Below are 13,289 nucleotides of genomic sequence, written 5' to 3' on the forward strand. Positions count from 1 at the left end.
ACTCGACGGCGTCGCTGTCACTTCTGCCGGGTGCGTAATCTTCCTGAACTGCGGGAGCGGCCCCTGGAACAGATAGCGGGCATTCTGCATAGCGACTCCGACTGCTCGGGCTCGCTTGCTATGGCGGTTTACCGCACGGAGGATCGCCCTTCCTGACGGACGTAGCTCTCTATGCATTATGTGGCCGCTGTCGACCTCGTACGGTGCGTGCCACTACCTGCTATCGGCGGTGCGAAACGGGCGAGGTCGGGATATCGCTGAAGCGGTCACGGAGACGCATAGCCCGACCTAGCTGTCGAGCTATGCGTCCAGGGGAAATTCCCCACTCTCTGCTACAGAGCAGATGGAACTCTTGGTCAGCCGCACTGCCAGGTGAACATCGCGCGGTCGAAGCGTCGTTCGGCCAGGTCTTCTGGGCGTATGAGCCAGTAGAGGGCACCGCAGTCGCCCCACATCATGTCGGCGTCGTCGTCCGTGTCGAACTGTGCGAGCAGTACCCAGCGCAGGGCCTCCTCCTTGATGCGCGGGTCGTCCCACGGCGGATTGCCCAGAGCGCCGCGGGCGACCTCGGACTCCACCTCGTCCTGCACCGGGTGCGCGTGGCCGCCGATGCGGTGCTCGGTACCCTCGTGGTGGTCCCACAGGATCTCCTGGAAGTCCTCGTTCCACAGCGGGTGGTCGTCGGGCATCGGGGCGAACTCCCGGTAGACCACCGGGTGCCAGAGGTAGGGTTCCGTAGCCTCCACGCTCGCCGTCAGCGGGACCTTGGGATAGGGCTGAATCCCTTCCGGCGTCGCCCGCTCTGTGACAGGGGCGCTCGTCGGTATGTACAGCACGCGTGCTCTCGCCCAGCTGTCCGGCTCATCGGGCAGGACCACCGCGCAGCCGTCGTCCAGTTGCCCGTCGAAGTAGAAGAAGGCCAGCGTGCCGTCTGCCGGCAGGGGGATGTCGAGGGAGGAGGTGGGGAGCGCGGCGCAGTCGAGTGAGGCGATAAAGGAGAGCGGGCCGTGCCCCTGCCACACGGGCCATTCCTCGTTCTCCGGTAGCTCCGGCAGGCCGCCGAGTCGGCCGACGAGTGGATCCGTGGCCGTATCCACGCCCGTATCCGTGGCCTTTTCCAGGCGAAGGCCAGGCCGAAGCAGGCTGAACCATCGCTCGGCGATCTCGGCGGGCAGGTGCTTGTGGGCCAGTGCGTGGAGAGTGTCGGTGGTGCTCTGTGTCATGGGAACGATGATGCAGGGGCCCACTGACAACACATCGTCTGCGTCGTGCCCTGCAGCTCAGGTTCAGGCCATGGCCTGGACCTTCGCATGACTCGGGCGCCGAGCCATCGACACCTCCTCCCGGCGAGGGAGCAGTGCTGCCCATCTCGCCGCCTGGGACGTTAAGGGCTAATGCTGGCAACTCGGCCGCTGCGTGATGGAGACAGACACACCCGGCGGGGGTGCCCCAAAGCCATCACATCCGCTCCCAACTCGCTCGCCGCTGGCCCAAATGAGCCGAGCAGGGGTTCGCCCCGTTCACTGACAAGCGGTTACGACAAGGCGTCACCAAGGATGCCCGGGCCCAAGGGAAGGGCAGTCGCTCCCACCGACGTCGCTTGCCGCGATACAGGGCTCGAAACCGCAGGTCGGGCTGCTCGGAGCCAGGGACTTCCCAGGGATTTTTCAGGGACTTTCTGCTCTGTCCCAGGGACTTTGCAGGGACTTTTCGCTGAGTAAGCAGGAAAGGCCCCGACAGCTCTGTAAGACGCAAAGCCCCAGGTCAGAACCAGTTTCCTACCAGCCGACGATGCTCGGCAGACCGCGAACTCGCGGAGACCCCGTTGACCGGGCGCGACTGCGTGAACGAGGGCCGGTGAGAGCTCTGAGAGCCGTCCGAGCGCAGCACCGCTGCCAGCGCTGCGCTCGACGAACTCGCCCTTGAATACTGGAAGTTGGTGGTGTTGCCGTACTCCCTAGTACGAGTAGAACCCCGACCCGCTCTTGCGACCGAGGCGTCCCGCGTCCACCATCCGCTGCAGCAGCGGCGGAGCGGCGTACAGCGGTTCCTTGTACTCCTCGTACATGGAGGCCGCGACCGAGGTGACGGTGTCCAGGCCGATCAGGTCGGAGAGCTTGAGCGGGCCCATCGGGTGGGCGCAGCCCATCTCCATGCCGTTGTCGATGTCCTCGCGGCTGGCCATGCCGGACTCGAACATCCGGATCGCGGAGAGCAGGTACGGGATGAGCAGGGCGTTCACCACGAAGCCCGAGCGGTCCTGGGCGCGGATGGCGTGCTTGCCGAGGACGTCCTCGACCAGCGACTCGGCGCGCTTGAGGGTCTCCTCGCCGGTGGTGAGGGCGGGGATCAGCTCGACGAGCTTCTGCACCGGTGCCGGGTTGAAGAAGTGGATGCCGATGACGTGGTCGGGCCGGGAGGTGGCCACCGCCAACTTCACCAGGGGGATGGACGAGGTGTTGGAGGCCAGGATCGCGTCCGAGCGCACCACCACCTGGTCGAGTACCTGGAAGATCTCCGTCTTGACCTGCTCGTTCTCCACCACGGCCTCGATGACGAGGTCTCGGTCGGCGAACTCACCGAGGTCGGTGGTGAAGCTGAGCCGGCCGAGCGTCGCATCGCGCTCGGCCACGGTGATCTTGCCGCGCTCGGCGGCCTTGCCGAGCGAGTTGGTCAGCCGGGTGCGCCCCAGCTCCAGTGCCTCGCCGGTGGTCTCCGCAACCTTGACGTCCAGCCCGGCGCGGGCGCACACCTCGGCGATGCCAGCGCCCATCTGGCCGCAGCCGACCACTCCGACGCGTGCAATGTCGGCGAATGAGTCCGTCACCTCGTGCCTTTCGCTGATCTTCAGGACTGGCGGTACGCCGTAAGGGTCCGACGCCCGCCTCGCCCCCGACGTTACTCCGCGAGGTGCTGGGAGGACGGCGCCGGGGCGGGCATTCTGAGGCTGCCACATGGGACGAAACGGACAAGATGGGGGCTTTTCATGCGAGGGATCACACGCCGAGGGTTCGGCGCGGCGGCACTGGGTGCCGCCTCCTGGTTGCTGGGCGCGGGTGCCCCGGAGGGTCGGGGCGCCCCGGCCGGGCGCGATCTGCGCGGGATGTGGCTGGCGACGGTGGCCAACGTGGACTGGCCGTCCCGGCCCGGCCCGGACCGCGCGGCCCAGCAGCGGGAACTGGCCGCGCTCTTCGACGCGGCGGTCGAGCGGCGGCTGAACACGGTGTTCTTCCAGGTGCGGCCGACGGCCGACGCGCTGTGGCCGTCGCCGTACGAGCCCTGGGCGCAGTACCTGACCGGTGTCCAGGGCCGCGATCCGGGCTGGGACCCACTGGACTTCGCGGTCCGCGAGGCCCACCGGCGCGGGCTGGAGCTGCACGCCTGGTTCAACCCGTACCGGGTGGCCAACCACACCGACCCCGGCCGGCTGGCGCCCAGCCACCCCGCCCGCCGGCATCCGGGGTGGGTCCTCCCGTACGGCGGCAAGCTCTACTACAACCCGGGGCTGCCCGAGGTCCGTCGCTTCGTCCAGGACGCGATGCTGGACGCCGTGCACCGCTATCCCGTCGACGGGGTGCACTTCGACGACTACTTCTACCCGTACCCGGTCGCCGGCCAGGCGTTCCACGACGACGCGGCCTACGAGGCGTACGGCGCGGTCTTCGCCAGCCGCGGCGACTGGCGGCGGGACAACATCGACCTGCTGATCCGGGAGATGCGGGAGCGGATCGCCGGGACGGGCCGGCGGGTGCGCTTCGGCGTCAGCCCGTTCGCGGTCTGGCGCAATGCCGCGACCGATCCGCACGGTTCCCGGACCGAGGCCGGGGTGCAGACCTACGACGACCTCTACGCCGACACCCGCCGCTGGGTGCGGGAGGGCTGGCTCGACTACATCGTGCCGCAGGTGTACTGGCCGCTGGGCTTCGCCGCCGCCGACTACGCGGAGCTGGTGGCCTGGTGGGCCCGGACCGTGGCGGGCACGCGGGCGGACCTCTACATCGGCGAGGCCCTCTACAAGGCGGGCCCGGCCGCGCAACCCGAAGCCTGGCGGGACCCGGCCGAGCTCTCCCGCCACCTCACCTTCGCCCACCGCTTTCCCCAGGTCGGCGGGCATGTGTACTTCTCGGCCAAGGACGTGGTGAGGGATCCGCTGGGCGCGCTGGCCCGGGTCGTCAAGGACCACTACGGGGGTGCTGTGGCCCGGCGGTGACGGTCGCGCGGTCCCTGCGGCGCCATGCTCGCGGCGGTGGCGGGGGCCCGCCACCGCCGCGAGGTCCGTCAGCGGATGGTGTGGGGTTGGGTGGACTTGGGGTGCTGGACGACGCAGTCCGGGCCGGGCCACATGATCGTCTCGTGGCCGTCCTCGGCACGGACGCGGAAGGGCGGGTCACCGTTGGTACCCAGCACTTCCACGATCTCGACCACGTGGTCGGCTTGACCAACGGTTCTGCCATGCACCAGCAGCCGGTCGCCCTTGCTCGCATGCATCTGGGCTCCTCCCGCGTCGGGCGGCCGCCTACCGGGGCGGCCGACGCGCACGACGACCGGGCGGTTGAACGGCCAATGGATTGCGGGCCCGGGATCGGCCCGGACGGCAGTCCTGCCATCGCCGCCAGTTTATGTCCGCGGGCCCGGAGCGCACCCGGTGAGGCGGACCCGCCCCGGCCCGGCCCATGGCCGTCAGCTCCGCGCCCGCTGGGTGACCACGATGCACCCCAGCACCGCGAACGCCGTCACGGGCGCGGCCGGCGGCAGCCGCTCGCCGAGCAGTACCACCGACCAGATCAGGGTCAGCAGCGGCTGGGCGAGCTGGAGTTGGCTGGCCCGGGAGACGCCGATGGCGGCCATTCCGCGGTACCAGACCACCATCCCGAGGAACGTCGAGCCGACCGCCAGCCACAGCAGCCCGGCCACCGCGTGGCCCGTCAGGTGCAACGGCTCGCTGGCCAGCGCCCACACCGCGCCCGGCACGGTCACCGGCAGCGCCAGCACCAGCGCCCAACCGATCACCTGCCACCCCGGCATATGGCGGGCCAGCCGGCCGCCCTCGGCGTAACCCGCCGCGCACACCAGCAGCGCCGCGAAGAGGAACAGATCACTGGTGTCCGGTGCGCCGCCGCTCTGCTGCACCGCGAAGGCGATGACGGCGGCGGCACCGACCAGCGCGGCGCCCCAGAACGTACGGGAGGGCCGGGCCCCGGTGCGTACCGCCGAGAAGGCGGCGGTGGCCAGTGGCAGCAGGCCGATGACCACGGCGGCGTGCGAGGTGGTGGAGGTCTGTAGCGCGAGGGTGGTCAGCAACGGGAAACCCAGGACGACGCCGCCCGCGACCACCGCGATACCGGCCCAGTGGCGGCGTTCGGGCACCCGGACCCGGCAGATCATCAGGCACGAGCCGGCCAGCGCGGCGGCCAGCACGCTGCGCAGCATCACCACCGCCCAGGGGCCCATGCCCTCCAGCGCCCAGGCGGTCGCCGGGAACGTCAGCGAAAAGGTCGCGACGCCGAGGGCGGCGAGGAGGGCGCCGGCGCCGGACGCGCGGGCCGGCGGCGCCGGGCGCGCTGCGGCGGGGGCCGGGGTGGTGACCGCTATCGGCGAGGCGGTGATAGCGCTATCGTTAGCTCTCATGCAAGAGCGTAGCAGTGGTGCTGAACTGGCCGCGATCCTGCGAGAAGAGCTGAAGCGCTACTCTCCGGGTGAGAAGCTGCCGTCGAGTCGCGCCTTGGTCGAGCGGCACCGGGTCAGCCCGGTGACGGTCTCCCGGGCACTGGCCGAGCTGGTCGCCGAAGGGCTGGTCGTCACCCGCCCCGGCGCCGGGGCGTTCCGCGCCGAGCCGCGCCGCGCGGCACCGCGCCGGGCTGACACCTCCTGGCAGGAGATCGCACTGAGCGCCGAACCGGCCGGCGACCAGGTGCCGCGCAGCGTGGACGCCTCCGGTGTCGTGGCCACGCTCGCCGCCCCCGCACCCGGCGTCATCGAACTCAACGGCGGCTATCTGCACGCCACCCTCCAGCCGGAACGCGCCCTGGCCGCCGCACTGGCCCGGGCCGGCCGGCGGCCCGGTGCCTGGAGCCGCCCGCCGTTGGGCGGGGTGCCGGAGCTGCGGGCCTGGTTCGCCCGGGAGATCGGCGGCCCCGGCGGACCGCTCGTCGCCAGTGACGTCCTGATCACCGCGGGCGGCCAGAGCGCCCTGACCGCGGCGGTGCGCGCCCTCGCCGCGCCCGGCGCCCCGGTCCTCGTCGAGTCGCCGACCTACCCCGGCATGCTGGCCGTCGCCCGCGCCTCCGGGCTCCGTCCGGTCCCGGTCCCGGTGGACGCCGACGGCGTCCGCACCGATCTGCTCGCCGATGCCTTCCGGGCCAGCGGCGCCCGGCTCTTCATCTGCCAGCCGCTGTTCCAGAACCCGTCCGGCGCGGTGCTGGCCGCCGAGCGCCGCCGGGAGGTGCTGCGGGTGGCCCGCGCGGCCGGCGCCTTCGTGGTCGAGGACGACTTCGCCCGATTGCTGTGCCACGCCGATACGCCCCCGCTGCCGCCGTCCCTGATCGCCGACGATCCGGACGGCACTGTGGTCCACGTCCGGTCGCTGACCAAGGCGACCTCGCCGAGCCTGCGGGTGGGTGCCCTGGCGGCCCGCGGCCCGGTGCTCGACCGGCTGCGCGCCATCCAGGTCGTCGACAGCTTCTTCGTGCCCGGTCCGCTCCAGGAAGCCGCGCTGGAACTCGTCGGCTCGCCTGCCTGGGGCCGCCATCTCCGGTTTATTGCAGGGGAGTTGACGGTGCGTCGGCAGGCCCTGCGGTCCGCCCTGCAGCGCGAGCTGCCGGCGTTGGGTGCCCAGGGCCCCGGGCAGCGTACGACGCTCGGCGGCTACCACCTTTGGCTGCGGCTGCCGGGTGGCACCGACGAGGCGGCGCTGACCGGCGCCGCGCTGCGGGCCGGCGTCGCGGTGGCGCCCGGCCGCCCCTACTTCCCCGCCGAGCCGCCGGCCGCCCACCTCCGGCTGAGCTTCGCCTCGGCGGCCAGCGCCGGCGAATTGGCCGAGGGGATCCACCGACTCCGGGTCGCCTGCGACGAACTGCGCGTCCCCGTGGCGTGACCAGGCGGAAGGGCCGGGTCGGGGGCCCGTTCGACGCGGGCCCGCCCCTTCTGCCAGTCTCCCGGCATGACTGCCCGCGCCCTCGACGGCTACGAGGTCTCCACTGACCCGGACCGCCTCGACTCCGACCTGGTCCACCACTGGTTGGCCACCGACTCCTACTGGGCCCTCGGCCGCACCCGCGAGCACCACGACCGGGCCCTCGCCGGCTCGCTCAACTTCGGTCTGTACGAAGCCGGTTCGGGGCGCCAGGTCGCCTACGCCCGGATCGTCACCGACTACGTCACCTTTGCCTGGCTCTGCGACGTCTACGTCTCCCGCGACGACCGCGGCAAGGGGCTGGGCACCGCCCTGGTCGAGGCGGTCGCCGAACACCTGACCCCGCACGGGCTGGCCAGGATCACCCTGGCCACCAAGGACGCGCACGGCGTCTACGCGAAGATCGGCTTCCGGCCGCTGACGGCCCCCGACGAGTGGATGACGCTGGGGCTGCTCGACCCGGGCCCGGTCGGCCCTTGACGCCGGACGTCCCCTCATGGCCGAGCGTCCGGTACCACCGGACCGGCCCCAGGGGCGCCCCGGTGGGTCACGCCGCGCCCTTCGGCCCGTGGTCCGGTGGTCCCGCCTCCCGCATCAGCCAGGCGTTGGCCGCCGCGACCCGGCCGGCCACCCGCAGCTTGGCGTAGGCGTGCTCCAGGTGCTTGTCGACGGTCCGCGGGCTGATCGCCAGCCGGTGCGCGATCTGTTGGTTCGTCAGACCGTCGGCGAGCAGGCCCAGTACGGCCGATTCGCGGCGGGTGACCAGGTCCCGGGCCGGTGCCGGGGCCGGGGTCGGTGGGGCCAGGCGGCCCAGGACCCGGCTGAGGCGGGTGCGCAGCAGAGCGGCCGCGGCCACGTCGGCGTCGCTGAAGTCGCTGCCGAGACGGTCGCGGCTGACCACCACCGAGACCCGCCGCGGGATGCCCGCGGCGTACCCGGCGGGGAAGGACATCGCCAGCTGCCGCTCGGCGCCGAACGGGCGGTAGACGTCGCCGTAGACGGGCAGCGCGTGGAACTCGCCGGTGGTCTGTAGGGCGGAGCGGCGCAGCGGGGTGCCGCTGCCGATCCGGGTGTGCCGGACGAAGGAGTCGCACCACCACCCGCGGTCGAACGCGTCCAGCACGTCCTGGCTCAGCAGGCCGTCCGGGAGGGTGCGCAACGGATGGTCCGGGTCCGGGCGGGGCGACCAGATGATGCTGTCGCCGGGCAGCGCGCCGAGCAGCAGGGGCAGCAGCGCCGGAACGAGGGCGTCCTCGTCCACGGCGTCGATCAGGAGGTCCACGACGGAGAGGATGCGCCGCAGGCCGGCCTCCGCGGCCGCGCTCATACGTCCAGCGTGCCGAGCCTCCCGGCACAGGTCAAGGCCGCTCGGGACGGCTCCCGGGACGCCCCGGGAGCCGCCCCGAGCGGGGCCACCCGGCCGGCCGGGGGAAGACCGGCCGGGGGCGTCGGGCGCGTTAGCGCCCGACGGCATAGACGCGGTTGACCGGGCTCTGGGCCGCCAGTCGCCAGTGGTGCAGCCCGGCCGCGTCGGCAAGTTCCTGTAGGGCCCGCTCGCCCGCGTGGTTCCCTAGGGCCTGCGGACCGTGTTGGGCCAGCGCGGAGGGCAGGCAGACGGCCACCGAGGCGGCGGTCAGCACCCGGCCGACCGGGTTGGCGTTCTCCTCGGCGCGCGGGGAGGCGTTCGGCTCCACGATCATGCAGGTGCCGTCCTCGGCCAGGGCGTGCTCGGCGTGCCGGAGGGCGGCGCCCGGGTCGCCGATGTCGTGCAGGCAGTCGAAGTAGGTGATCAGGTCGAAGCCCTCGCCGGGGAAGTCGTCGGCGGCCGCCACCTCGAAGGACACCCGGTCGGCCACGCCCTGCTCGGCCGCGATCCCGCGGGCCGTCTCGACGGACGGGCGGTGGAAGTCGTAGCCGGTGAAGCGGGAGTTGGGGAACGCCCGTGCCATCAGCGCCGTCGAGTAGCCGTAGCCGCATCCGATGTCCGCCACCGTGCCGCCGCGCTCCAGTTTCTCCACCACTCCGTCCAGCGCGGCCAGCCACTCCGGCACCAGCGCGGCCGTGTAGCCGGGGCGGAAGAACTTCGCGGTGCCCTCGAACAGCGCCGGTCCGTGCTCCTCCCAGCCGATGCCCTCGCCGGTGCGGAACGCGTCCATCAGGCTGTTCTCGGTGGCGTACAGCGCTTGCAGCATGGTGAAGAAGCCGGCCGCGTAGCTGGGGAGTCCGGGGTCGGCGAGGACCGCGGCGTGCTCGTCCGGCAGCAGGTAGGTGCCGCGGTCCGGTGCGTACATCACGTACTCGCCGGCGACCTGGGCCGCCAGCCACTCCCGGACGTACCGCTCGACCAGCCCGGTGCGGGCGGCGAGCTGCGCGGAGGTGAGCGGGCCGGCGCCGGCCATCGCCCGGTACAGCCCGAGCCGGTCGCCGAGGGAGGTGCACAGGCCCGCGACCGCGGCCCCGCCGTCGGTGATCACCCGTTCCAGGAACGCGCCCACCCGGTCCTCCCGGGTGGTCCCGCCGTTCCCGGCGGCGCCCGGTGCGGCCGGGGCGGAAACCGCCATGGCCGTCACCTCCTCGCCTCACTGCCTCCACTGCACCAGCTCCGGCGGCCTGTGCGCCATACGCGGTTCCCCGTATACGCGGGGCCGGGCGGGTGTGGGACGCGGACACTGGAGGTGAGGAGGTGGTGGGTGATGCGCAAGATGATCGACTGCCGGGAACACCCCAGTGAGACGAAGTGCACCCTCGTCCTCATCGGCGAGGAGGAGGAAGTGCTCCGCGCCGCCACCGAGCACGCGATCGCCGTGCACGGTCACACGGACAGCCCCGAACTGCGCGAGCAACTCCGCAAGTCCCTCAGGAACGAGATGCCGCAGCCCGCGTGAGCCGCCGGCGGAGCGGTGGACCGAGCCCGGCCGTCCCCCTGGGGCGGCCGGGTCCTTCGTGTCCGGGGTGGGCCCGGTACCCGCGTTCGGGCCCGCTGCGGTCGTCCGGCCGCGCCACCCGGCGCAGGATCGTCCTGGGACGGTGCACCGACCGCTCGCGTCCCGGGCCGCCGCGCCGCGGTACGGCCACCTCACGGTACGGACACGGCCAGCGGCCACGGCTACGGCTACGGCCACGGTCACCGGGACGACCGGGACGAGACCGGGAACGCACGGACGGGAGCGGGCCGATGGCGGACGGACCGGCGCACGGCGCGGGGGAGCGGCACATTGCGGACCCGACCGTCGCGGGCCGGCCCACCGGGGGTGGGTCTACCGCGGACCGGCCCACCGCGGACCGGCCCATCACTGACCGGCCGCGCGCCGGCCTGGACCGCCGGCACTTCCTCGGCGCCGCCACCGGGTTCGCGGCGCTCGCCACCGGCCTGACCGGCTGCGGTTCCCCGGGCGGCGCCGCCAGCGGCCGGCGGCCCACGGACCCGCTCGACGTCGAGCGCACCCGCCCCGGCAGCCCGGACTGGCGCCTGCGTGCCACCGGGCCGCCGGACGCGATCGAGGGCTACCCGGACCGGGTGAGCGTGCTGCCCGGCGAGGAGTTCGGCCTGCACGTCTCCACCACTGCGCCCGGCTTCCGCATCTCCGCCTACCGGGTCGGCTGGTACGGCGGCGCCCAGGCCCGGCTGGTGTGGCGCTCGGACCGGCTCGCCGGGCGGCGCGGTCCCGCCCCGCGGTGGGTGGCCGGGACCCGCACCGTGGAAGCCGGCTGGCCGCGCACCACCACCGTCCGCACCGACGGCTGGCCACCGGGCGCCTACCTGCTGCGCCTCGACGCGGACCACGGCCACCAGCGGTACGTCCCGCTGGTGGTCCGCACGGCCGGCGCCGCCGCCCGCACCGTCCTGATGCACGCGGTGACGACCTGGCAGGCGTACAACGCCTGGGGTGGCCACAGCCTCTACCGGGGCCGGGACGGCTCCTACGCCACCCGCTCGCTCGCCGTCAGCTTCGACCGCCCCTACGACGCCACCGGCGCCGAGAAGTTCCTGGTCTACGAGCGCGCCCTGGTGGTGCTGGCGGAACGCCTCGGCCTGCCGCTGGCCTACACCACCTCGGTGGACGTCCACCGCGACCCGTCCGCACTGCGCGGCGCCACCGCCGTGCTCTCCCTCGGCCACGACGAATACTGGACGCCGCAGCAGCGCGACCGGGTCACCCGGGCCCGCGACACCGGCACCAACGTCGCCTTCCTCGGCGCCAACGCCTGCTTCCGCCGGGTCCGCCTGGACGCCGGCCCGGGCGGCCCGCTGCGCACCGTGACCTGCTACAAGACCGCCTACCGCGACGACCCCCGGTTCGCCACCCACCAGGAGCCGCCCACCCACGACTTCCGCGCGCCACCCGCCGCCGACCTGGAGTCGTCCCTGACCGGCGTCTTCTACGAGGGCTACCCGACGGACGCGCCCTACGTCGTCCACGGCGCCGACCACTGGCTCTTCGAGGGCACCGGCGTCCGGGCCGGCGACGCCTTCGCGCACCTGGTCGGCGTGGAGTACGACCGGGTCACGCCCGCTGCCCCCACCCCCGCCGACCTGGAGATCGTCGCGCACTCCCCGCTGGTCTGCGGGGGCCGCGCCAGTCACGCCGACTCCGCCTACTACACCGTGCCGGGCGGTGCCGGGGTCTTCGCCACCGGCACCATGCGCTGGGTCGAGGCCCTCATGGCAGGCGGCCGGGACAACGGCCGCAACCACGGCCTGGACCGCCGCACCGGCGCCTTCGTCACCCGGACCACGGAGAACCTGCTGCGCGCCTTCGCCGCGGGCCCGGCGGCACGGCTCCGCCCGGCACCGGAACGGAACACCGACCGGGTGTACGGGTCCTGAGCCGGGCGGCAACGGGAGACCTCCCGCGCGACGCCACAACTTTGCTTTTCAAAGCACCCACTTGGAAAATCCAACTACGGTCGCTAGGCTGCCTCACCATGATCGAAGGCGATCTTGGCCCCGGTGTCGTGGTGCCGTGGTGCCGTGCATCGGAATCGGTACGTCACGGGGCTGACAGGGCCACCGGGCCCACAGTCAACTGATCGGAATTCCGCTATGCGTGTGGTGATCTTGTGCGGTGGCGAGAGCTCGGAGCGAGACGTCTCCCTGGCCTCGGGCTCGTCGGTGGCCAGGGCCCTGCTGGAGCGGGGGCACGACGTGGTGCTGGTCGACCCGGCCGCCGCAGTACCGGTCCTGGCCGGGCCGCTGCGACCCGGCGACGTGGTCGACCGGATCGCGGTCGGGAAGGAACCGCCGTCATCCTCGGGCCGGGAGCGGTTGAGGTCACGTATGCACGCCGCCCTGACCGGGGGACCGGTCCTGGAGCTGCTGCGTGGCGCGGAGTTGGTGTTCCTGGCGTTGCACGGCGGCTGGGGCGAGGACGGGCACGTGCAGGCGCTGCTGGAGATGGCGGGCGTGCGGTTCACCGGTGCGGGCAGCGCGGCATGTGCGGCGGCGTGGCACAAGGGGCGGGCGCAGGCGGTGCTGGGTGCGGCAGGTGTGCCGGTGGCCGAGCGGGTGTTGTGGCGGCCCGCGGCGGATGAGGTGCCGCAGGGCGTGAAACGGCTGGTGGCGGCGGGACCGGTGGTGGCCAAGCCGGTTGCGGACGGTTCGAGTGTGTCGGTCCACCGGGTCGACTCGCTCCCGCAGTTGGCACAGCTGGCAGCCGAGGTGCGCTCCGGCGAGGTGGAGATGCTGGTGGAACCGTTCCTCCCGGGGCGGGAGTTCACCGTGGCCGTGATCGGCGACGAGGTGCTCCCCGTGGTCGAGATCGAGCTGACGACGCCGGTGTTCGACTACGCGGCCAAGTACCAGCCCGGGGCGGTCAGTGAAGTGTGCCCGGCGCGGATCCCGGCCGAATTCGCCGGCCGGATGCAGGAGTTGGCCCGGCGCGCGCACCAGGCCCTGGGGTTCGGCAGCGCCGCGTACTCGCGTACCGACTTCCGCTGCGACCCGAGCGGCGAGCCGATGTGTCTGGAGACGAACGCGCTCCCGGGCCTGACGGCGGGGAGCCTGGTGCCGCGCGCGGCGGCCGGGGCAGGCTGGACCTACCCTGACCTGATCCAGCGCCTCGTGGACCTCTCAACGCGCTGAGCGCGGACGCCCCGACGTGTCGGCAGCGCCGCGGGCTACCCCGCTCGCCCACTCCGACGTGCGGACCCGCCACCG

At 72.8% G+C, this 13,289-nt stretch carries 12 protein-coding genes; 6 read left to right on the top strand and 6 right to left on the bottom strand.

Translation table 11 applies throughout. The annotated features are described in order from the left end of the window. Positions 1–356: 356 nt before the first annotated feature. Together ACO0M4_RS27350 and ACO0M4_RS27355 are read right to left on the bottom strand one after the other, a co-directional pair. Positions 357–1,223 (bottom strand): YwqG family protein, encoded by an 867-nt coding sequence (locus tag ACO0M4_RS27350; RefSeq protein WP_430373553.1) that lies wholly within the window; start codon positions 1,221–1,223, stop codon positions 357–359. A 734-nt stretch (positions 1,224–1,957) separates the two neighbouring features. Beyond that, positions 1,958–2,827 carry a 3-hydroxybutyryl-CoA dehydrogenase gene (locus ACO0M4_RS27355; protein ID WP_430373554.1) on the bottom strand — a complete coding sequence of 290 codons (870 nt, stop codon included), beginning with the start codon at positions 2,825–2,827 and terminating at the stop codon, positions 1,958–1,960. A gap of 159 nt (positions 2,828–2,986) precedes the next feature. Between ACO0M4_RS27355 and ACO0M4_RS27360 the strand changes: the two genes are divergently transcribed. Beyond that, positions 2,987–4,210 carry a glycoside hydrolase family 10 protein gene (locus ACO0M4_RS27360; protein WP_430373555.1) on the top strand — a complete coding sequence of 408 codons (1,224 nt, stop codon included), beginning with the start codon at positions 2,987–2,989 and terminating at the stop codon, positions 4,208–4,210. 68 nt (positions 4,211–4,278) lie between these two features. Here the strand turns inward: ACO0M4_RS27360 and ACO0M4_RS27365 are convergent, their stop codons facing one another. Continuing rightward, the gene (locus ACO0M4_RS27365) at positions 4,279–4,488 is read right to left on the bottom strand and encodes a DUF1918 domain-containing protein (protein ID WP_430373556.1); all 210 of its coding nucleotides are present in this window, start codon (positions 4,486–4,488) and stop codon (positions 4,279–4,281) included. A gap of 192 nt (positions 4,489–4,680) precedes the next feature. Continuing rightward, entirely contained in the window at positions 4,681–5,628 is a 948-nt protein-coding gene (locus tag ACO0M4_RS27370; RefSeq protein ID WP_430373557.1) for a DMT family transporter, read from the bottom strand. On the opposite strand from ACO0M4_RS27370, the gene ACO0M4_RS27375 reads away from it, so the two are divergent. Together ACO0M4_RS27375 and ACO0M4_RS27380 are read left to right on the top strand one after the other, a co-directional pair. Next, positions 5,627–7,093 (top strand): PLP-dependent aminotransferase family protein, encoded by a 1,467-nt coding sequence (locus tag ACO0M4_RS27375; protein ID WP_430373558.1) that lies wholly within the window; start codon positions 5,627–5,629, stop codon positions 7,091–7,093. The two genes, ACO0M4_RS27370 and ACO0M4_RS27375, sit on opposite strands and share 2 nt — an antisense overlap. Positions 7,094–7,159: 66 nt before the next feature. Beyond that, positions 7,160–7,612, top strand: coding sequence for a GNAT family N-acetyltransferase (locus ACO0M4_RS27380; RefSeq protein WP_430373559.1), 453 nt, complete (start codon positions 7,160–7,162; stop codon positions 7,610–7,612). A gap of 67 nt (positions 7,613–7,679) precedes the next feature. Here the strand turns inward: ACO0M4_RS27380 and ACO0M4_RS27385 are convergent, their stop codons facing one another. Together ACO0M4_RS27385 and ACO0M4_RS27390 are read right to left on the bottom strand one after the other, a co-directional pair. Next, entirely contained in the window at positions 7,680–8,459 is a 780-nt protein-coding gene (locus ACO0M4_RS27385) for a LuxR C-terminal-related transcriptional regulator (protein WP_430373560.1), read from the bottom strand. 130 nt (positions 8,460–8,589) lie between these two features. Then, positions 8,590–9,693 (bottom strand): class I SAM-dependent methyltransferase, encoded by a 1,104-nt coding sequence (locus ACO0M4_RS27390; RefSeq protein ID WP_430373561.1) that lies wholly within the window; start codon positions 9,691–9,693, stop codon positions 8,590–8,592. A 132-nt stretch (positions 9,694–9,825) separates the two neighbouring features. On the opposite strand from ACO0M4_RS27390, the gene ACO0M4_RS27395 reads away from it, so the two are divergent. The 3 genes from ACO0M4_RS27395 (at position 9,826) to ACO0M4_RS27405 (ending at position 13,214) form a co-directional block, all read left to right on the top strand. Beyond that, entirely contained in the window at positions 9,826–10,017 is a 192-nt protein-coding gene (locus tag ACO0M4_RS27395) for a DUF1059 domain-containing protein (protein WP_430373562.1), read from the top strand. Positions 10,018–10,307: 290 nt separating this feature from the next. Further along, on the top strand, positions 10,308–11,960 hold the full coding sequence (locus ACO0M4_RS27400) for a N,N-dimethylformamidase beta subunit family domain-containing protein (protein WP_430373563.1): 1,653 nt from the start codon (positions 10,308–10,310) through the stop codon (positions 11,958–11,960). A gap of 216 nt (positions 11,961–12,176) precedes the next feature. Further along, positions 12,177–13,214: a D-alanine--D-alanine ligase family protein gene (locus ACO0M4_RS27405; RefSeq protein WP_430373564.1), complete on the top strand. Its 1,038-nt coding sequence runs from the start codon at positions 12,177–12,179 to the stop codon at positions 13,212–13,214. Positions 13,215–13,289: the final 75 nt, after the last annotated feature.

The sequence above is a fragment of the Streptomyces sp. RGM 3693 genome, assembly GCF_050471125.1.
Taxonomy (GTDB): Bacteria; Actinomycetota; Actinomycetes; order Streptomycetales; family Streptomycetaceae; genus Streptomyces.

What these genes read in the sequence shown, in the direction of transcription:
- ACO0M4_RS27350 (WP_430373553.1), bottom strand. Translation starts at nt 1,223, where the DNA reads ATGACACAGAGCACCACCGACACTCTCCACGCACTGGCCCACAAGCAC.
- ACO0M4_RS27360 (WP_430373555.1), top strand. Translation starts at nt 2,987, where the DNA reads ATGCGAGGGATCACACGCCGAGGGTTCGGCGCGGCGGCACTGGGTGCC.
- ACO0M4_RS27365 (WP_430373556.1), bottom strand. Translation starts at nt 4,488, where the DNA reads ATGCATGCGAGCAAGGGCGACCGGCTGCTGGTGCATGGCAGAACCGTT.
- ACO0M4_RS27375 (WP_430373558.1), top strand. Translation starts at nt 5,627, where the DNA reads ATGCAAGAGCGTAGCAGTGGTGCTGAACTGGCCGCGATCCTGCGAGAA.
- ACO0M4_RS27370 (WP_430373557.1), bottom strand. Translation starts at nt 5,628, where the DNA reads ATGAGAGCTAACGATAGCGCTATCACCGCCTCGCCGATAGCGGTCACC.
- ACO0M4_RS27380 (WP_430373559.1), top strand. Translation starts at nt 7,160, where the DNA reads ATGACTGCCCGCGCCCTCGACGGCTACGAGGTCTCCACTGACCCGGAC.
- ACO0M4_RS27385 (WP_430373560.1), bottom strand. Translation starts at nt 8,459, where the DNA reads ATGAGCGCGGCCGCGGAGGCCGGCCTGCGGCGCATCCTCTCCGTCGTG.
- ACO0M4_RS27390 (WP_430373561.1), bottom strand. Translation starts at nt 9,693, where the DNA reads ATGGCGGTTTCCGCCCCGGCCGCACCGGGCGCCGCCGGGAACGGCGGG.
- ACO0M4_RS27395 (WP_430373562.1), top strand. Translation starts at nt 9,826, where the DNA reads ATGCGCAAGATGATCGACTGCCGGGAACACCCCAGTGAGACGAAGTGC.
- ACO0M4_RS27400 (WP_430373563.1), top strand. Translation starts at nt 10,308, where the DNA reads ATGGCGGACGGACCGGCGCACGGCGCGGGGGAGCGGCACATTGCGGAC.
- ACO0M4_RS27405 (WP_430373564.1), top strand. Translation starts at nt 12,177, where the DNA reads ATGCGTGTGGTGATCTTGTGCGGTGGCGAGAGCTCGGAGCGAGACGTC.